Here is a 17853-nt window from a genome sequence, read left to right as displayed (position 1 = left end):
CTGAAATAGGTAGGACGGGTACCATGTCACGATGTGTCTACATTGCCGGAACGGCCGACACCAAAGGCGACGAACTGTCCTACATCCGCGACCTCGTGGCGGGCGAGGGGCTCGTTGCGCAGACCGTCGACCTGTCGACGCAGCCACACGCGATATCGGTCGACATTGCTGCGGTCGAAGTCGCAAGTCATCATCCAGGCGGTCGGTCGGCGGTTTTCACCGGCGATCGTAGCTCGGCCGTTAGTGCCATGGCGGATGCGTTTGTTCGCTTCATCGCGACGCGCGGCGACGTTGCAGGACTGATCGGCATCGGCGGTTCAGGCGGAACAGCGCTGATCGCGCCCGGCATGCGGGCGCTGCCTATCGGGACGCCGAAGCTCATGGTGTCGACGGTAGCGTCCGGCCAAGTTGCGGGCTATGTCGGACCGAGCGACATCTGCATGATGTATTCGGTGACGGATCTCGCCGGGCTGAACCGCATTTCGCGCACGATCCTGGCAAACGCGGCGCGCGCCATTGCCGGCATGGCCAAAGCGGTCGTCGTTGATCGGCGTGGAGAAGACCGCGCCGCCGTCGGGTTGACAATGTTCGGCGTGACGACGACGTGCGTAAGCCAGGTCGTGGCGGGGCTTTCCAGTGCCTATGATTGCCTCGTGTTTCACGCAACTGGCACCGGTGGACAGTCGATGGAGAAGCTGGCGGATTCCGGATTGCTGCGTGGCGTCGTCGATGTGACGACGACCGAGGTCTGTGATCTGTTGATGGGCGGCATTTTCCCGGCAAGCGATGATCGCTTCGGCGCCATCGCGCGTACCGGCGTGCCGTATGTCGGCTCGTGCGGCGCACTCGATATGGTTAATTTCGGCCCGGAGAACACGGTGCCGGACCGCTACGCGGGCCGCAAGCTCTGCCGTCACAATGCGCAAGTCACCTTGATGCGAACGACACGAGAAGAGAATGCCCGCATGGGGGGCTGGATCGGCGAGCGCCTGAATCGCTGCAACGGGCCGGTGCGTTTTCTTATCCCCGAGAAGGGCGTTTCCACGCTCGATGCGCCCGATCAACCGTTCCACGATCCTGAGGCTGACGCGGCTCTATTCGATGCGATCGAGCGCACCATGGTCGTCACGCCGCGTCGCCGCGTTCAGCGCCTCCCGTACGCTATCAACGATCCGGAATTCGCCGCCGCACTGATCCGCAATTTTCACGAAGTCGTCAGGGAAGTTTGAGCCATGCCGCATATCGAACGAGAAGCCTTGCTGAGCCGCTTTCAAAAGATGATCCGGGAAGGTGAACCCATCATCGGCGGCGGCGCCGGCACCGGGTTGTCAGCCAAGGGCGAAGAGGCCGGAGGCATCGACCTCATCATAATTTACAACTCCGGCCGCTACCGCATGGCGGGCCGCGGGTCGCTCGCGGGCATGCTCGCCTATGGCAATGCCAACCAGATCGTGCGCGAGATGGCTTGCGAAGTCCTCCCCATCGTGCGCCACACGCCTGTGATCGCCGGGGTCAACGGCACCGATCCATTCCTCCACCTCGATCATTTCCTTGATGAGTTGAAGGAAATAGGTATTTCTGGAATACAGAACTTCCCGACCGTCGGCCTGATCGACGGCATCTTCCGTGCCAATCTCGAAGAGACCGGTATGGGTTACGGCCTTGAAATCGATCTTGTTCGCCTCGCGCACGCCAAAGACATGCTGACAACGCCATACGTGTTCGATCTAGCGCAGGCGAAAGCCATGGTCGAAGCCGGCGCCGATATCATCGTAGCTCACATGGGGTTGACGGTCGGTGGAGCGATCGGCGCAGAGACTGCAGTCAAGCTCGACGACTGTGTGGAGCAGATCAACGCGGTAGCCGATGCCGCACTTGCGACGCGCGACGACGCCATCATCCTTTGTCACGGCGGTCCGATCGCGACACCTGAGGATGCCGGCTATATCCTAGCCCGCTGTCCCCAATGTCACGGATTTTACGGCGCGAGCAGCATGGAGCGGCTGCCGGTCGAAACCGCGCTTGTCGATCGGACCCAAAGCTTCAAACAGATTCAGCGACAGAGGGCGCGCCGGGCATAGCGAGCTGCCAAAGCCCACCTGACATGTATAAGGAGGAAAGGATGACCAAGGTTTATGTGAGCGGCGTTATCGATCAGCCGATCGACAAGGTTTGGGCCGCTGCGCGCGATTTCAATGGCCACGGTGAATGGCATCCGATCATCGCTGAAAGCCATATCGAGGAGGGCAAGCCGAGTGATCAGGTCGGCTGCGTGCGCAACTTCAAGATATCCGACGGCGGGTATTTACGCGAGCGCCTGCTGTCGTTCAGCGATGCCGACCGCTCATTCACCTACAGCATCATCGTCTCGCCGATGCCGATTCAAAATTACGTCGCGACGTTTCACTGCAAGCCGATCACCGAGGGCAACAAGACGTTCGTCGAGTGGTTCGCCGAGTTCGACGTCGCGCCGGAGAATGAAGCCGAGATCTGCGCGCGCGTTGGGCGAAATACATTTGCGGCTGGTATCGTGGCGCTAGGAAAGGCTGTGGCGGAGCGGTGACGCACGCGACTGCAATGGTCGGCCGCGGTGGATTCGACATCGACGACTGGCGATGGGGCCGTAGTGCCGCATCTTGTTGTAAAGCGTCTTCCGCAAGATGCCGAGATGATCGACCGTCCGGCCGCCCATAGCGGTTACGCTTGAGGACATCGAGTATCCAGGCTTTCTCGAGACGGCTCAGCGGCTCAGGCGCGCGCCCCGTGTCGAGCGTACGAAAGGCCGAGGCGGGAGGCTCCTGCGGGCTCCCGCTGCGTCGCGCTTCGATCAGACGCAACGTTTCGTCGATCAGCGAGAGTAGATTTTCGGGCTGCTCGCGGAGCGGCGGCAATCTGATGACGAAGTATCCGACCTCTTCAGCGGATTGCTTGTCGAATGCCGCACGCGCACCCACGAATGTCGCCGGGCGAAATTGTCAGATCGCGGCGACCGACGGCTCGCCATGCAGCGCATCCGCTCTGCGCTCAAGGCGAGCTGAAAAATCGGCGCCGCCGCTCGCCGTCGATTGTGTGCCGACCTCCGCGCCGACCAGCAATTGCCGCCGATCACGGCTTCGAACTGCGAGTTCGCCACGCTACCGGAACAGACTCGTGTTCAAGGCATCACCGCAATCGTGCCGTCGTCCTAGATTCTCTCATGCTTGGGCCTTGCCTGGCCGTGCGTATGGTTCCACAGATGGCCGACGCGCTTCTCGCCTTCGAGGGTGGTCTCGAAAAAAACCGCCTTCACTGGCGAGGTCACGGAAGGCATGTCGTGATGATAGCCCATGCCGATCGGCACGCAGTCGCCGACGTTCATCGTCATGTGGTGGTCGCCGATCACCGTCGTGCAGCCACCCTCGAGAACGATCCAATACTCGTCGCAATCGTGATAGTGCGGGTCGACCGATGTTGTCTTCGGATAGCTCACCGGATCGCCGACATGCGCCGGATTCTCGTGATTGCTCACATGGAAGATGCCGCATCCCGCTACATCGTCGCCCCACCTGCCGGATAGACGGACGATCTGTGCGCGCGGAGAACAGGCCTTAAGCCACCATTCATCGACTGCGAGGTCAATAAACTGGCTTTCTTTGAGCACGACTGAACCACCCGAATGGATGAGCTGGATAGTGCCAAGAGTCATCAGTAGCCGCTCGCGGGGCTGCGAGCGCCGGTAACGCGCCTCCTGATTGTTCGCAAGGTCGATGACCTCGAACGACCGCAGCTCGCACCAGTCAGGTGGCGCTTGATCAGAACGAAAGACGGGCATGAGGGACCTCGCTGGTAGGCAACAAGACAATAGTGCAGCGGCTTCCGGCCGATGCCCATCGTTTCGTTGTGGGTACGCCAGTTCAAGGTAACAAAAGCGGCAAAGCTGCGCAATTCTGTGTAGCGGGCTGGCAGAGATCGGCGGTATTTGGGACGGAGAACGGAATGAAGGCTAAGCCGGATGCGCTGCAGGCGAGGCGCCAAGCCATCCGGCAAGTCGAGGCCTCGCGGCTCCGCATTACAGAGTACGTTCCGGCGGCTCGGGCGCCGCAGCAACCGAAGGTGTTCATCGTATGTTTCGTTTCCACATCCTTTAAGGGGATAGAACGTGGCGAATCCCAGGGATGCTGCGGATCGCTTTGCCACGAGCGAGGAGAGCAGGTTTCTGCGCAAGCGGTTTACGCTCAGCCTGCCCGAAGCTCGCGCCCGGGTCAGGCGTGAGTTCAAAGCGTACCCGAGCGACGATTATCTGTCCGAGATCGAAAGCTGGCGGGAGCTGCGCGAGGGCCCAGGCGAGTTCACTATCAAGCGCTTGCGGGAAAAGGAAAGAGCTAACTAGCGAGAGCGCCACAGGAGGCGCGTTCGTGCGTTGCGTACAGACCTATTGCTTTCAATAAACCACCAATTTGGCTGATACTCATGCCGCAGTTTGCGAAAAGGGAACATCATGGGACGGCTCAGTGGCAAAATCGCAGTAATCACGGGCGCTAGCAGCGGCATCGGCCTGCGCACAGCGGAAATCTTTCTGAAGGAGGGCGCGAAGGTCGTCATGGCGGATATCCGCCAGGCCGAAGGCGAGGCTGCGGCGGGGAAGCTGGGGACGAACGCGATCTTCTGCCAGACCAATGTCGCGGTGGAGGAGCAGGTCAAGGCAATGATTGCGCTGGCGGTCGACAGATTCGGCGGCATCGATTGCCTCTTCAACAACGCCGGCGTGCAGGGGCAGCCGGGCGGGATTGAGGAAGTGGATTCGGAGCGTTTCAGCCGCTCGATGCAAATGCTCGTCGGCAGCGTCATGTTAGGTATGAAATACGCCGCGCCCTACATGAAGAAGCAAGGGTCGGGCAGCATCATCAACACGGCAAGTGCCGCCGGCTTAGTGACTGGCGTTTCCCCGTCGATCCCTTACTGCACCGCCAAGGCCGCGGTCATCCACCTCACCCGATGTGTCGCGGTGGAACTGGGTGAGGTCGGCGTGCGCGTCAACTCGATCTCGCCGGGTTACATCGCGACCAGCATGGGCTGGCCGACGGGAGTTAACGAGGATGCGGTGATGCGCGAGGTCTACAAGGTTGAACAGCCGATTCCGCGAGCAGGCCTGCCCGACGACATCGCGTATACTGCGGTGTTTTTGGCCAGCGATGAATCCAGCTTCATCAACGGTCAGGACCTTGTCGTTGACGGCGCGCTCACCGCTGGGCGTAGCTGGACGGATCACCAGCATTTCCTTGCCCGGATGCACAAGGCGATCGAAGCCCTGAAGAAGCTCGAGGTGCAAGGTGCCGAAGGGCGAGGCATCATGGAAAGCTAGTATTCCTTCAACCGGCCTCGTCACGCCATCGTTTGACGGCTCGGTCCGATTTTGGACGGAAGTAGTGGACTTCGCGCTGATGCCGAGTGTCGAGTACAAGGGCGATTGGATCGCGCGGTTCGCCGGCGTCGACTGCGCGGAGTACAAGTTCGCGAACCTGTCCCGCCACGAAGCGGTCTTTAATTCCTCGAATACGGCAGCGCGTCCGGACAGCCTAGGGTTCACAACTGTGACAGCGGTCATGTGGCTCCCGGTGCAGGACCTTGATGCCACAGTCGAGCGCATCCTTGCCGCCGGCGGCATGCTTGTGGGCCGAATCACCGAAAGTGCCGCCGGTTTCCGGCCCCCGTTTCTGCGCGATCTCTGGCGTGCTCATCGAGCTCGTTGAAACGAAGTAGCGCCGGCAGGCGGGTGTATCATTGACCAGGATTTTATATCCGCAAGCGGCTTTTCGGAGCTGCCCTTCGAGCGCAAACTGTTCGGGAGGTTGAGATTGTCGCCGCGCTGACGGATAGCCCGCGGATCTGGATGATGCCGATTGCGCGCGTGCCGACGTGGCTGATGCTGTTCTGGCGCTTCTTCCCGGCTGCACAAATAGCAAGGGTGTCGGTACTTGGTGCCAGACCGATGGGACGCGAGGGTTCGTTCCAATGAAAAGATGAGGAACGGATTGCCCCAATAGCAGGTCATCGCAAGGTCACAAAATTAGCTCGTGGCGCTGGCAGTCGTGAAGTCGGGAACAGCTCCTCATGAGCGTTAATGAGATAGTTCAAGCTGGATGGAGCCGACCGAATGAACACGCGCCCGCCGCCGGTGCGGCTTGGTCTTTCAGCAATTCAATCTGTTTCGGCATCTGACTATGCTGCAAAACCCGGTCTTCGCGCCAACGTCGCTATTGGGCAGGCGGGAGCATGAGATCACTTAGAAGCAATTGACGCCTATGAAGCCAACATTGGAGCGTTTGCGCTCCTCTCAGTGGAGCGCGCCCTGAAGGAGGCTCGAATCGCCGATCGCCACGGGCTTGGTGGGATCTTCACGGGAGTCCCCTTTGCTGCCAAGGACGTCATCGACGCGGCTGGTATGCCTACCGCATAACGACTCTATCATTGCGCCCTGAACGATCGCGACTCGAGGCCGCCGTGCCTCGCATCGGCATGCTTCGATTGCCAGCGCTCACAGAGGAAACGAGGCGACGATTGCAATTCTCGAAGAGGCAGGTCGTCAGGTGGGGCGGGCGGGTGCGGCACTTACGATTGTCGATGCGCCGCGATGGTTTGACAACTTGATTGAGGCTCACCGGATCGTGATGGGTTTTGAGCTTTCGAGGGCGCTCGCTCATGTGCTTCGCCTCTTCACCGGCCGGCCCAAGGCGCTAACGCTCGACTGGATTGCTGCGCTCAGTGCCGGAGTGGCTGCTGCGTCTTATGACAAGCAGCGAGCTTTCGTTGCCGCTGGTCGAGCTGGAGAACTTGGCTCTCCAAGGCAGGGGTTACCAAGTGTAACGCCGGTGCAGTCCGCGTGGGATGCCATGATTCCCGCACTAATGGCCGACCAAGTCGATCGGCAACAATATTACGGAAACTCGCTGCAAAGCGGTACTATTTTCGTCACCCGTGTTCATCCAGCACAACGCGCTGTATGTTCTGCCTGGAAATCCAAAGCATCTGACGAGTGTCACACAGGTTCTGCAGAGCCCGGACAACAAGCGCGCGGTGATTAAGGGAGAATCCGAATATCAGTACGTGCTGACGGACGGCATCGAGCACGAGCAAGTTGTCCTAGTTCCCGGATAGCGCGGCTGGCGCCGCAACGGTCACCGGGGGGCGCGCGGTCGCGTTTTCATCAAACAATCCAGCATCGGCAATCCGGAACAGAAGGGCCTGGCGTTGATAAGGAAGGGCCGCTGACCGGCAGTGCCTTTGTATTCCGCAAGGAACACGTGGCTTTCCGCAATGCATTCAATCAACAGCTCAAAGAGCTGCGCAGCAACCCAGCCAAGCCGGTTCTTGTGACCGTCTGATGCACGCCGGCCATGCATCCGAACGGATCGAGCTTGACGGGATCCGACAAAGGGGGCGTTGCAGGCCACCCTGACGAGCTCGCGTGACTTCCATGCGCTGAGCGCGTGCAGCGAGCAAGCCACTTCGAGGCGGCCCGTGCCGGACTCCCAACAATTGTGACCGCGTGCTCCGTGCCGGCAAGCTTGGCGAACGGAGCGCGCGCATTTTCGATCGCTGCCCAATGGCCCACACGCAGCGGAGAAACGACCGACGGTCGAGACCATCCATCCGTTGATGCAGGGCGCCGATTGCCTTGAAGGCAACCGTGACGACCTCGATGGCGCTCTCGGATGGCACCTTGTTGATGGTTGGTCGTCGAAATAACCGTCCACCCGCGCTATCTCGAGCTGCTTCGGACTGACGATCGGACCACCCTCGACCATGCAGATGATCTTTGGCCGGCTTCCACGGACTGACCGAGCGATCGTGTGCTCCGTTAGCGCGGCCTCCTCGATGCGAACAAAGGTAACGACGCCTAGAACGCTGCCGTTGTTCTAGCCGAAATCGATGTTGACGATGTAGGCTCCGCACCCGGATCGCCAAGACCGCTTCTTCGCGCGCACCTACGTAGGCTAGAAGAGCCCACGCGCCTATTCGAGCGACAGCAACGTGAGTTCGCGCTCGAAGCCAAGCCTGACATGCTCCAGGAACTGTCGGTAGTCGTCCGTTCTTTAATCGCGGGCACGGTGTCAACCCCGATAGACAAAAATGATCCGCTGCCGGGTTCATGGTTCTTTCCGCGGTCGTCTCTATGCAGGAGCGCCGCATGGTGGCGTTCAAGAGGCGCGGCATCTCGATGTGAAGAGCGCGGTGCGCGTAACGCCCGCGGGGACGACTTCGAGATTGCCAACGCCTTCGTCCCGGCAGGGACGCATGTTCCGCCGAGGGCGGATCTGGAGTTGTTTAAGACTGGTTCATGCGGTGCGCATCTCTGCCTGGAACTCGGTGCCATCGGTCCAGATGGCATGGAGCATGACAGCCATTTTGCGTGCGACGGCAACCTTCGCCTTTTTGGCGCCGATGCGTTTGGCCAGCTTGCTGCCCCAGCGCTTGAGCGCAGAACCTCGTCTGACAACGGTCAGCAGGACGTTCGCGGCTTCGAACAAATAAGTTCGAACCTGATGGTCGCCGCGTTTGGAGATGCGGCCCGTGCGATCGATCTCACCGGATTGATGACGTCTTGGTGTTAGGCCGAGATAGGCGCCAACGTCGGCGGAATGTCTAAAGCGAGTGGGATCATCGATGGTAACGACGAAGGAGAGGGCAGTCAGGGGACCGATACCAGGAACGGTCATCATTCGCCGAACAGTCTGGTCGCCCTTTGCCACTGCCAGGAGTTGTCGATCATATTTTTCGATTTGCTCGGTCAAACAGGACTGGGCAAGGAGCAGCGGCGCGAAAATATCTTGCAAATCCGGTGCTTCAGCGAGCACGGCGTCGACTTTGCGAGCCAGGTTGGTCGAACCGGCCTTGCCGAGCACTATTCCGAGCCCCTTACACAGACCGCGCATCTGGTTGTCGAGGTCTCGCCGCAAATTCACCAACTTGGTTCGAGCCGCCAACATCGAACGGGTTTTCCAGCTCTCCGCCCCCTTCACGGCAGCTTCCCGGTACCATCCCATGCGCGCCATTTCGGCCAATCCCTTGGCATCGTTCTGGTCCGATTTGTTGATGCGCATCGATAACGCTGCGTTGGCATGACGCGCATCAAGGCAGATGACGGGAAAGCCTAGCGCCCTGAGCTGGTGCCAAAGCCAATTGGATAGCGAGCCCGTTTCAAAAACGATCCGCTCAGCATTGCCGGCATGCCGCCGCAAGAGTTTAGCGATGGCCTCCGGATCGGTAGGGGCGTTACCTTCGAATGTCACGCCGCCGTTCTCGTCCAAGACGCAAATGCTGGTCTCTTCCATAGAGATGTCTAAACCAACGTACTGCTTCATAGAGCTGCTCCCTTTCGCTATTCCGCGGAGGCAGATCCTATCCAACATCGTGTCTTCGAGAAGCCGTCAGCCGCGATTACGCCATGTGAAGAACCAGCGCGGCGCCCGGCTCAAGCGATATTTTCGGCCGGGAGGGTATCGAGGAACGCGCGGATAATGACGCGCAAGAACTCTGCCAGCCATCGCAGGAGCAGGCCGAAGTTGTAGCCGGCGGCGGCGAGGACAGCGTTGAGGCGGTCGCCGAGGCGCCCCTTGAGATAATTGCGGTCCATGCGGTGCTCGGCCTTGACGTGGCCGATGACGGGCTCGACAGCCGCGCGACGCTTCATCTCGCGGCGGATGGAAGCCGTGACGCGGCGGACCTGGCCTGAGATCCAGACCCTGAACCGATGCGGGTGGTTGTGGCCGCGATACCCTTTGTCGACGTGGATGCGGCGAGCCTCCACGCCGGTGAGCTTCTCCATGTCGGTGATCACCGGGCCGAGAGTGTGCCCGTCGAAGGGATTGCCATGCAGTGCCTTGGCATGGAGCACGAACTGTCCGCCCTTCGGAGACGTCACGGGGGTGGCGATACTGACCTTGCAGCCGAACTCGTAGGCGCGCGGGCTTTACCCTTGCCGATGCACTCGACCTCGGGGGCATGTAACGCATACACCTTCGGACCGCGCTGATGCTGATCCTGGCTGCGCACCTGCTGGGCTAAACCGAGCAGCGGGCCGAAGCGAGCTTCCAGCACCGCATCGCCATCAATCTTGCGGCGGATGTCGCGGATGATCCGGCCAAGCCGTGTCCGCAGGAACTTGAGCTGGCGCCGGGCGCGTTTGAACTGGTGGGCGTGGGTATAGCGGCCGACCATGATGGCGGCGCGCTTGGCCAGGCGCAGATAGCTCTGGCGCAGCGGCACACGATTGCGCTTGGCGAGCCCGACGAGCTTGATGATGGCCCGATGCATCAGCCGCGCGTCGGTCGGATGCGCAACTGCCTTGGGCTGCACTGTGGTATCAACGACCACCCGCTCCAGGTCCTTGGGGCCGATCGCGCCAGTCTTGTGCGCCACCGACAGACTTTCCTGGATCAGCGCAACGAGCCGCTCCTCGCCAAGCCGCTGGCGCCAGCGTGTCATCGACGATCGATCAAACGGCAGCCGGTGGCAGAAGCTCAATTCGCCGCAGAAGTATTGGTAATAGGGGTTCTCGATCCAGCGGGCGCACAGCACCTCATCTGACAGATTGTGCATGTGCTTCAGAATGAACAGGCCGGCGACAAGCCGCGTCGGCAAGCCAGGCTGCCCAGACCCTGTTTGGCACACCGAACTGAAGCGCTCATCCAGGATGTTCCAGTCGATCAGCGCCGCCAACCGCACCAGCGGGTGTGCCATGTCGATGATCTGATCGAGCGCCGGAAGCAACAGGTCTTTCTGGCGATCATCCCGCGGTTTGCTCATCGCCTTCCCCAATGCCGACGACGCCGTCAGGGAATCACGAATCGCTCAAAAGCAGAATCCCAAAACGCAAGAAAGCGAGGCCCACCACCCCGCTTTCTTGCAAAATCCAATACTATGTCAAAACCAATTCCGCTTACCTCTCAAGCCGATCCGCATTCTTCACATGGCGTAATCGCGGCTGACGGCTTCTCGAAGACACGATGTTGGATAGGATCTGCCTCCGCGGAATAGCGAAAGGGAGCAGCTCTATGAAGCAGTACGTTGGTTTGGACATCTCTATGGAAGAGACCAGCATTTGCGTCTTGGACGAGAACGGCGGCGTGACATTCGAAGGTAACGCCCCTACCGATCCGGAGGCCATCGCTAAACTCTTGCGGCGGCATGCCGGCAATGCTGAGCGGATCGTTTTTGAAACGGGCTCGCTATCCAATTGGCTTTGGCACCAGCTCAGGGCGCTAGGCCTTTCCCGTCATCTGCCTTGATGCGCGTCATGCCAACGCAGCGTTATCGATGCGCATCAACAAATCGGACCAGAACGATGCCAAGGGATTGGCCGAAATGGCGCGCATGGGATGGTACCGGGAAGCTGCCGTGAAGGGGGCGAAGAGCTGGAAAACCCGTTCGATGTTGGCGGCTCGAACCAAGTTGGTGAATTTGCGGCGAGACCTCGACAACCAGATGCGCGGTCTGTGTAAGGGGCTCGGAATAGTGCTCGGCAAGGCCGGTTCGACCAACCTGGCTCGCAAAGTCGACGCCGTGCTCGCTGAAGCACCGGATTTGCAAGATATTTTCGCGCCGCTGCTCCTTGCCCAGTCCTGTTTGACCGAGCAAATCGAAAAATATGATCGACAACTCCTGGCAGTGGCAAAGGGCGACCAGACTGTTCGGCGAATGATGACCGTTCCTGGTATCGGTCCCCTGACTGCCCTGTCCTTCGTCGTTACCATCGATGATCCCACTCGCTTTAGACATTCCGCCGACGTTGGCGCCTATCTCGGCCTAACACCAAGACGTCATCAATCCGGTGAGATCGATCGCACGGGCCGCATCTCCAAACGCGGCGACCATCAGGTTCGAACTTATTTGTTCGAAGCCGCGAACGTCCTGCTGACCGTTGTCAGACGAGGGTTCTACGCTCAAGCGCTGGGGCAGCAAGCTGGCCAAACGCATCGGCGCCAAAAAGGCGAAGGTTGCCGTCGCACGCAAAATGGCTGTCATGCTCCATGCCATCTGGACCGATGGCACCGAGTTCCAGGCATAGATGCGCACCGCATGAACCAGTCTTAAACAACTCCAGATCCGCCCTCGGCGGAACATGCGTCCCTGCCGGGACGAAGGCGTTGGCAATCTCGAAGTCGTCCCCGCGGGCGTTACGCGCACCGCGCTCTTCACATCGAGATGCCGCGCCTCTTGAACGCCACCATGCGGCGCTCCTGCATAGAGACGACCGCGGAAAGAACCATGAACCAGGCAGCGGATCATTTTTGTCTATCGGGGTTGACACCGTGCCCGCGATTAAAGAACGGACGACTCGGTAAACGCGATCGATAAAGATGGCCGTAGGGAAGTTCGTGATCACGGAGAATCCGGCTTCCGTGATGTCATCCACGAGCGCTGCGAAATAGAGGCCTGGCTCAAAGCTCGCAGCGCCGAGGAACACCGGCACGGTCGCCCGTGGCAGGAGCTCGGCGGGCGAAACTCATGACGAGCTTGTTGCACTCGCGCAACGGCAGCATCGCGGCGACCGACGGCTCGCCATGCAGCGCATCCGCTCTGCGCTCAAGGCGAGCTGAAAAATCGGCGCCGCCGCTCGCCGTCGATTGTGTGCCGACCTCCGCGCCGACCAGCAATTGCCGCCGATCACGGCTTCGAACTGCGAGTTCGCCACGCTACTGATCGGCGACCACCACATGACGATGAACGTCGGCGACTGCGTGCCGACCGGCACACCGTCGTGCAGCCACCCTTGAGAACGATCCAATACTCGTCGCAATCGTGATAGTGCGGGTCGACCGATGTTGTCTTCGGATAGCTCACCGGATCGCCGACATGCGCCGGATTCTCGTGATTGCTCACGTGGAAGATGCCGCATCCCGCTACATCGTCGCCCCACCTGCCGGATAGATGGACGATCTGTGCGCGCGGAGAACAGGCCTTCAGCCACCATCCATCGACTGCGAGGTCAATAAACTGGCTTTCTTTGAGCACGACTGAACCACCCGAATGGATGAGCTGGATAGTGCCAAGAGTCATCAGTAGCCGCTCGCGGGCCTGATTGTTCGCAAGGTCGATGACCTCGAACGACCGCAGCTCGCACCAGTCCGGTGGCGCTTGATCAGAACGAAAGACGGGCATGAGGGACCTCGCTGGTAGGCAACAAGACAATAGTGCAGCGGCTTCCGGCCGATGCCCATCGTTTCGTTGTGGGTACCGCCAGTTCAAGGTAACAAAAGCGGCAAAGCTGCGCAATTCTGTGTAGCGGGCTGGCAGAGATCGGCGGTATTTGGGACGGAGAACGGAATGAAGGCTAAGCCGGATGCGCTGCAGGCGAGGCGCCAAGCCATCCGGCAAGTCGAGGCCTCGCGGCTCCGCATTACAGAGTACGTTCCGGCGGCTCGGGCGCCGCAGCAAGCGAAGGTGTTCATCGCATGCCCGTGGTTTGAGGGCTTGCCGACGGATAGCGGCCTGTGGATTTCGGCCGTGCCGATCCATGACGTTATCAGTTTCGTCGAGAACGAGCGGCAGTGACGGCGCCGGAAGAGCTTCGCGCGCAGCTCCTATTTCGGCGTGTTTGCGCTGGATCGCCTGCGCACCACTAATCAGTTGCTCGCCGTATTGCAAAGGCCGCGAACCGCTTACAAAAACTGCCACGCGTATCGTTCTTCGATGACCACCGGCGCAGACCTTTGACATGCTGGATTTCAGTTTCGATCACGAATTGAGCTTCGCGCGCCCCACCTAGCATAGCGAGCGAGCGGCTTCGCGGGTGGTCACCGATGATTCGTCGATACGAGGGTGACGGCGTTGATACGGCGCGTACCAAACTGCAGCTTCGTAAGCACAATCGAAATCCGAGCAAGTCCTTTGTCCGAAACGTGCAAACTTTCATCTTCAAAAAGATAAGCGGCGCGTCAACATTGAGTAATGAACCTCATTTTACCAAATCACAGCGTCTGAGGATTAGTGTCGTGCACATCAACTCATTGCTACCTGTATCGTTCACAGAAGAGGTGAATATACTAAGGCCCGGATCCGACGGAGTAGCCCCCAAGATGATCATCGACGGACAGTCGCGAATGGCAGTGGCCACCGCGTTCCGCAACGAAGAAGTGCGTTTTGCGACCTACTCAACGTGCAACTCGTTTCGTTGCTCAAAGAACGGCGCTCTAGAGGCGTGCAGGATCCCTAACAGGATGAACTCGCTCGCTGCTGTCAATTTCGCTAACGCCAGCGACATCGCGTCAGGTTGCAATTGCCGTGCATCTTTTTGTAGCAGTAGCCTTTATTCGTGCGTTCCTGTGCACCGTTTTGGTCCAGCTTGAGCAAGTGCACAGTGGTCGGTTCGATTATCAATCGTAGAGAGGTAGAGACAAAATGCGTTCGAAATTGAAGTTCTCGCAGCTGGTTCTGCTGGCTGTATCATGCACTTTCTTTCATCCGACCTTGGCGCAAACCGACGCCTCTTTGGTTGCCAAGGTCCGGAAAGCCGGCGAGATCAAGGGGGCGCTAGCCTCGGCGCCCCCCTACCTTGTCATTTCGCCGGACGGGAAGGCCACGGGATATACAATTGACCTGGCGAATCTGGTGGTCAAAGGCATGGGCCTGCCAGAGATTACGCCGGTGCAACTCGGATGGAGTGCACAGATTCCAGCAATGCTTGCCGGTCAAGTGGACTTCGTAAGTGTCGGCTACGCGTACTTGCCGGCCTCTTGTGAGAACGTGGTGTATTCCGGTCCCATATTCGCACAGCACTACGCATTCTACGTACCGTCCGGTAACCCCGCGCGTATAACCGGTAGTCAACAGATTGGCCAGAACCCAAACATCAAGATCGCGGTGGTCTCAATGGGGCCAGACACACCTCAAAGTCGGTATATGCTGGAGCAGGGAATCAAGCGTGAGCAATACATCAACGTCCCTGACTTTAACGCTGGCGTCGCGGCGGTCCTCACCGGGCGAGCTAACGCGTTATTGCTCGGTCAATTCATCATCTCCCGTCCGGAGCAGAAAGGCCTCGAGGTGATCGTCGACAAAGGGGGCCCGGTGTCAGGGAGTGGCTACGTCTTCCGCAAGGAAGACGTAGCCTTCCGCGACGCATTCAACAAGCAGCTCAACGAATTGCGCAGTAACGGCACGATGAAGGAAATGCTTATTAAGGCCCTAGAGAAGAACGGGGTTTCCGAGAAGGACGCGATTGCCAACTGGGATGTTCTCTCGAAGCTCACCAAGGCCAGCGACCTCGTGCCGAGCTGCGAATAAGGTGCGAGGCAATGGAGACCGTACTGAGGCCTGTCCTGCTGCAAGACTTACGGGTGACCGTGAATGAGCCATCCGCCTGAGTAGGACCGATGCGGGAAACGCGCGGGGTAGCTGCTTCAGTGAAGGCGGAAGGTTGAAGTTTTCGGAGAAGCGCAAGATGTTCGGCGATGGTAGGCAAGGCATCTTACGCTGCTTCCGACAGAAGGGACACGAAAAAGAGCGCGTGGCAAATACCTTGAGCGGGAGACCTCGGTTACCAGGCCGCAGTCTGTCGATTCCTGGCGATTCGCAATTGCCGGCTTCGACCCTGAATTCGACCTCTGCGCGCAGCCGGGCGGACTGAAGCCGCGCGGTCAGGGCCTCGAACAGAATTCGAAATCATGCAGCGTTTCGTCGTGTGCGTGGCTTTATGCCTGCGGACAAAGGAGCTACGCATGCCTGCCATAACAAACGATTATGCCGAACGTTTCTATGCCGGTGCGCTCGGCAGGCTGATCAGCGTTTATCTGGCCTTCCTAATCGGGCGGGCAAAGTCAACTCATTCCTACGCTTTTCTTCGACTCTTCGAACTTCAGCCATGACCGATTCCCTGCACCAACAACGCGCAATCTTCGCCACAGCCGCGACCGCGACGTGCATTCACCAGGCGGGGTCCATGCGTTCCTTCGCGTTCAGCACTTCGGCCGTCGCATGCTCTTCATCAGGCTCGTAAACAGGGCTGTCCAAGCAGTCCGGCGCTCTCGTCCCCGAAGGGCGGCAGCAGGCAAGAGATAGCGGACATTCCCCGTTTCGCGGCCCCGCCAGGAGACGCTCATCTCTCGAGGCGATCCGCGTAGCCCTCTACTGCGGAGCGGATCGCCGCTGGCTCAGTCATAACCTTGACTTCGCGAACGGTGAGACCCTCGCCATCGACGATGCAAAGACTGGTTTCCTCAAGACCGGCGTCCAATCCAACGTACAGCTTCATCAGAGCTCTCCTGTGTGGCAACGACGACCTAAGTCGTTGCACCGGGCTCCGGATTCGGCCACACGGCGGCTATCGCCGTGCACCGGTTTCTCGGAGCCCGATCTGAAGAGCCGTCCTTTTTGGCCGGAGCGACAGAACTTGTAGTGGTAGGTCGACCTGTCAAGCTCGGAGCCTCGCAGGTTCTGCAGATCGATGCCTGCCACTCGTGACCTACCTCGTCGACCAGCTTGCGCTTCCGGCTAGGCGTCATAGCTTTCGGCGGCCTGCAGCTTTCTTTGTCGAGCGGTAAATCGGCGACCAGCTTCTTCACCTTTGTGTTCTCATCCTCGAGCTGTTTCAGCCGCCGGTTCTCCATCGGCAGCAGCCCGCGATACTTCTTCTTCCAATTGAAATAAGTCGCCTGGCTAATTCCAGCCTTGCGGCAGATGTCCGCAAGCTGGCGCGCCGTGGCGCCCTGCTGCAAAATGAACGCCTCCTGGGCGTTCGAAAACTTCGAGACCTCATCGTTCTTCGCTCCTCCCAGCAAAGGAATAACCGGCGGTCGATTCTAGCTAAAAACGGCCAAGTTTTTATGGGCTCAGACCAGTTGTCATCTATCACCGACTTTCAACCAGGCAACTTGCAGCGTAACGACCAGACCGCGATTTGAGTGGCGCTCCGTGGTCCTGCCTGCGTATTTCGCAAAAACGGGACAGCGGTTTCGCTAACTGAGGGACAGCAGTTTCGCCAATTCGTGGACAGCGTGTCGGCGCTGGCTTTTGGTTGCCTGGTTGTTGAAGTCAATTGGTATTCGTTTCGCTGTTTTCGACGTCGGTCAAGGGGCGCGGGACTTTTTTCCTTCGCATGCTGTCTCCTTCAAGAGCGACACGGTGGGCGTTGTGGATGATCCGGTCCAGGATGGCGTCGGCGATGGTTGGTTCACCGAACACGGCAAGGTACCCCTATTCTTGACCGGGTCGTGTCTCACGTCACGATTACCGACCCGCATCATTTTCTGTTTGGACGGCGGCTTGCCGTCTTGAAGGAACGATCGGGGCGCGGTCCCGCTTACATTGTTGTCGCGCTGCCGGATGGACGGCGGCGGGGGGGGGGTCGGATCGCCTCGACAGATCTCGCTGAGCCGCCAAACTCCGCCAGCATTGCCGACCTGCCGCGCATCAGCGCGCGCACGCTCATCCCATTGATGCAACATTTGAGCGCGAGTCTGGGTCTTCTCGACGAGAAGGTGATTCGCGATGACCCACCGACCGCTTCCAGGTCGCGTTGCGTATCGACCCCTGCCGACGTTGGCAAATCCACCCGGCCGCCCGACGGCCGAGATTCCGCGCCTGTGGCCGAATCTGTCGACCGCGACGCAAACCCAGATTGCTCAAACGATCGCCGCGCTGATGCGGCGAATGCAAGCGATCCCCGGCACGCCCGGAAGGGGACTGGGTCGTGCTGATCAGCTTGAACGTCGCTGACGAGCGGCTCACAACCGCGCACCGTGCCAAGTTGGCTTATGTCTACGTGCGGCAGTCATCCGTGAACCAGGTGCACCAGCACCAGGAGAGCACCGAGCTACAGTACCGCCTCGTTGATCGCGCCATTGGTCTGGGCTGGCCGTCTGAGCGCGTGCAGGT

At 59.6% G+C, this 17853-nt stretch carries 17 protein-coding genes and 3 pseudogenes; 12 read left to right on the top strand and 8 right to left on the bottom strand.

The features are described 5' to 3' along the window. Positions 1-23 precede the first annotated feature (23 nt). From RX331_RS25230 to RX331_RS25220, 3 genes are read left to right on the top strand one after another with little or no spacing between them, the layout of a single operon-like run. A complete protein-coding gene (locus tag RX331_RS25230) occupies positions 24-1229 on the top strand; it encodes a Tm-1-like ATP-binding domain-containing protein (RefSeq protein WP_317252528.1) in 1206 nt (401 codons plus the stop codon). Positions 1230-1232: 3 nt separating this feature from the next. Then, positions 1233-2081, top strand: a complete 849-nt coding sequence (locus tag RX331_RS25225) for a phosphoenolpyruvate hydrolase family protein (RefSeq protein WP_317252527.1) — start codon at positions 1233-1235, stop codon at positions 2079-2081. 41 nt (positions 2082-2122) lie between these two features. Beyond that, positions 2123-2563 carry an SRPBCC family protein gene (locus RX331_RS25220; RefSeq protein ID WP_317252526.1) on the top strand — a complete coding sequence of 147 codons (441 nt, stop codon included), beginning with the start codon at positions 2123-2125 and terminating at the stop codon, positions 2561-2563. 621 nt (positions 2564-3184) lie between these two features. On the opposite strand, the gene RX331_RS25215 is transcribed toward RX331_RS25220, so the two are convergent. Next, the gene (locus RX331_RS25215; RefSeq protein WP_317252525.1) at positions 3185-3811 is read right to left on the bottom strand and encodes a cupin domain-containing protein; all 627 of its coding nucleotides are present in this window, start codon (positions 3809-3811) and stop codon (positions 3185-3187) included. Positions 3812-4138: 327 nt separating this feature from the next. Here RX331_RS25215 and RX331_RS25210 point away from each other — a divergent pair, with 327 nt between their 5' ends. From RX331_RS25210 to RX331_RS39005, 4 genes are all read left to right on the top strand, one after another. After that, the gene (locus RX331_RS25210; RefSeq protein ID WP_317252524.1) at positions 4139-4369 is read left to right on the top strand and encodes a hypothetical protein; all 231 of its coding nucleotides are present in this window, start codon (positions 4139-4141) and stop codon (positions 4367-4369) included. A gap of 108 nt (positions 4370-4477) precedes the next feature. Next, positions 4478-5341: a glucose 1-dehydrogenase gene (locus RX331_RS25205; protein ID WP_317252523.1), complete on the top strand. Its 864-nt coding sequence runs from the start codon at positions 4478-4480 to the stop codon at positions 5339-5341. Positions 5342-5405: 64 nt separating this feature from the next. Then, positions 5406-5729, top strand: a complete 324-nt coding sequence (locus RX331_RS25200) for a hypothetical protein (RefSeq protein WP_317252522.1) — start codon at positions 5406-5408, stop codon at positions 5727-5729. A gap of 587 nt (positions 5730-6316) precedes the next feature. Then, the gene (locus RX331_RS39005) at positions 6317-6436 is read left to right on the top strand and encodes a hypothetical protein (RefSeq protein WP_410708012.1); all 120 of its coding nucleotides are present in this window, start codon (positions 6317-6319) and stop codon (positions 6434-6436) included. Positions 6437-8315: 1879 nt separating this feature from the next. Here the strand turns inward: RX331_RS39005 and RX331_RS25195 are convergent. Beyond that, the gene (locus RX331_RS25195; protein WP_317252521.1) at positions 8316-9341 is read right to left on the bottom strand and encodes an IS110 family transposase; all 1026 of its coding nucleotides are present in this window, start codon (positions 9339-9341) and stop codon (positions 8316-8318) included. A 110-nt stretch (positions 9342-9451) separates the two neighbouring features. Beyond that, positions 9452-10785: pseudogene (locus RX331_RS25190) on the bottom strand (IS5 family transposase). 248 nt (positions 10786-11033) lie between these two features. Here RX331_RS25190 and RX331_RS25185 point away from each other — a divergent pair. Both RX331_RS25185 and RX331_RS25180 read left to right on the top strand, forming a co-directional pair. Beyond that, complete coding sequence (locus tag RX331_RS25185; protein ID WP_317252520.1) at positions 11034-11267, top strand: hypothetical protein; 234 nt, start codon at positions 11034-11036, stop codon at positions 11265-11267. A 28-nt stretch (positions 11268-11295) separates the two neighbouring features. After that, on the top strand, positions 11296-12072 hold the full coding sequence (locus RX331_RS25180; RefSeq protein WP_317252519.1) for an IS110 family transposase: 777 nt from the start codon (positions 11296-11298) through the stop codon (positions 12070-12072). A 347-nt stretch (positions 12073-12419) separates the two neighbouring features. Here RX331_RS25180 and RX331_RS25175 read toward each other — a convergent pair whose 3' ends face one another. Together RX331_RS25175 and RX331_RS25170 are read right to left on the bottom strand one after the other, a co-directional pair. After that, on the bottom strand, positions 12420-12635 hold the full coding sequence (locus tag RX331_RS25175; RefSeq protein WP_317252518.1) for a hypothetical protein: 216 nt from the start codon (positions 12633-12635) through the stop codon (positions 12420-12422). A gap of 10 nt (positions 12636-12645) precedes the next feature. After that, a complete protein-coding gene (locus RX331_RS25170) occupies positions 12646-13140 on the bottom strand; it encodes a hypothetical protein (RefSeq protein ID WP_317252517.1) in 495 nt (164 codons plus the stop codon). Between the two features lie 165 nt (positions 13141-13305). Between RX331_RS25170 and RX331_RS25165 the strand changes: the two genes are divergently transcribed. The 3 genes from RX331_RS25165 (at position 13306) to RX331_RS25155 (ending at position 15845) form a co-directional block, all read left to right on the top strand. Continuing rightward, entirely contained in the window at positions 13306-13533 is a 228-nt protein-coding gene (locus RX331_RS25165) for a hypothetical protein (protein WP_317252516.1), read from the top strand. Positions 13534-14379: 846 nt separating this feature from the next. Then, complete coding sequence (locus RX331_RS25160; protein ID WP_317252515.1) at positions 14380-15264, top strand: transporter substrate-binding domain-containing protein; 885 nt, start codon at positions 14380-14382, stop codon at positions 15262-15264. Positions 15265-15698: 434 nt separating this feature from the next. Further along, complete coding sequence (locus tag RX331_RS25155) at positions 15699-15845, top strand: hypothetical protein (protein WP_317252514.1); 147 nt, start codon at positions 15699-15701, stop codon at positions 15843-15845. A gap of 230 nt (positions 15846-16075) precedes the next feature. On the opposite strand, the gene RX331_RS25150 is transcribed toward RX331_RS25155, so the two are convergent. The 3 genes and pseudogenes from RX331_RS25150 to RX331_RS25140 form a co-directional block, all read right to left on the bottom strand. Continuing rightward, the gene (locus RX331_RS25150) at positions 16076-16231 is read right to left on the bottom strand and encodes a hypothetical protein (protein WP_317252513.1); all 156 of its coding nucleotides are present in this window, start codon (positions 16229-16231) and stop codon (positions 16076-16078) included. A 119-nt stretch (positions 16232-16350) separates the two neighbouring features. Continuing rightward, a pseudogene (locus tag RX331_RS25145) lies at positions 16351-16754 on the bottom strand (transposase); the annotation flags it as partial. Positions 16755-17010: 256 nt separating this feature from the next. Next, a pseudogene (locus tag RX331_RS25140) lies at positions 17011-17160 on the bottom strand (ATP-binding protein); the annotation flags it as partial. Positions 17161-17853: the final 693 nt, after the last annotated feature.

This window comes from Bradyrhizobium sp. BWA-3-5 (assembly GCF_032917985.1).
Lineage (GTDB): Bacteria > Pseudomonadota > Alphaproteobacteria > Rhizobiales > Xanthobacteraceae > Bradyrhizobium.
This window is presented reverse-complemented; position numbering and strand designations above follow the sequence as displayed.

Coding starts and splice junctions, on each gene's coding strand:
- RX331_RS25230 (WP_317252528.1), top strand. CDS start 24: ATGTCACGATGTGTCTACATTGCCGGAACGGCCGACACCAAAGGCGAC.
- RX331_RS25225 (WP_317252527.1), top strand. CDS start 1,233: ATGCCGCATATCGAACGAGAAGCCTTGCTGAGCCGCTTTCAAAAGATG.
- RX331_RS25220 (WP_317252526.1), top strand. CDS start 2,123: ATGACCAAGGTTTATGTGAGCGGCGTTATCGATCAGCCGATCGACAAG.
- RX331_RS25215 (WP_317252525.1), bottom strand. CDS start 3,811: ATGCCCGTCTTTCGTTCTGATCAAGCGCCACCTGACTGGTGCGAGCTG.
- RX331_RS25205 (WP_317252523.1), top strand. CDS start 4,478: ATGGGACGGCTCAGTGGCAAAATCGCAGTAATCACGGGCGCTAGCAGC.
- RX331_RS25195 (WP_317252521.1), bottom strand. CDS start 9,341: ATGAAGCAGTACGTTGGTTTAGACATCTCTATGGAAGAGACCAGCATT.
- RX331_RS25185 (WP_317252520.1), top strand. CDS start 11,034: ATGAAGCAGTACGTTGGTTTGGACATCTCTATGGAAGAGACCAGCATT.
- RX331_RS25180 (WP_317252519.1), top strand. CDS start 11,296: ATGCGCATCAACAAATCGGACCAGAACGATGCCAAGGGATTGGCCGAA.
- RX331_RS25170 (WP_317252517.1), bottom strand. CDS start 13,140: ATGCCCGTCTTTCGTTCTGATCAAGCGCCACCGGACTGGTGCGAGCTG.
- RX331_RS25165 (WP_317252516.1), top strand. CDS start 13,306: ATGAAGGCTAAGCCGGATGCGCTGCAGGCGAGGCGCCAAGCCATCCGG.
- RX331_RS25160 (WP_317252515.1), top strand. CDS start 14,380: ATGCGTTCGAAATTGAAGTTCTCGCAGCTGGTTCTGCTGGCTGTATCA.
- RX331_RS25155 (WP_317252514.1), top strand. CDS start 15,699: ATGCCTGCCATAACAAACGATTATGCCGAACGTTTCTATGCCGGTGCG.
- RX331_RS25150 (WP_317252513.1), bottom strand. CDS start 16,231: ATGAAGCTGTACGTTGGATTGGACGCCGGTCTTGAGGAAACCAGTCTT.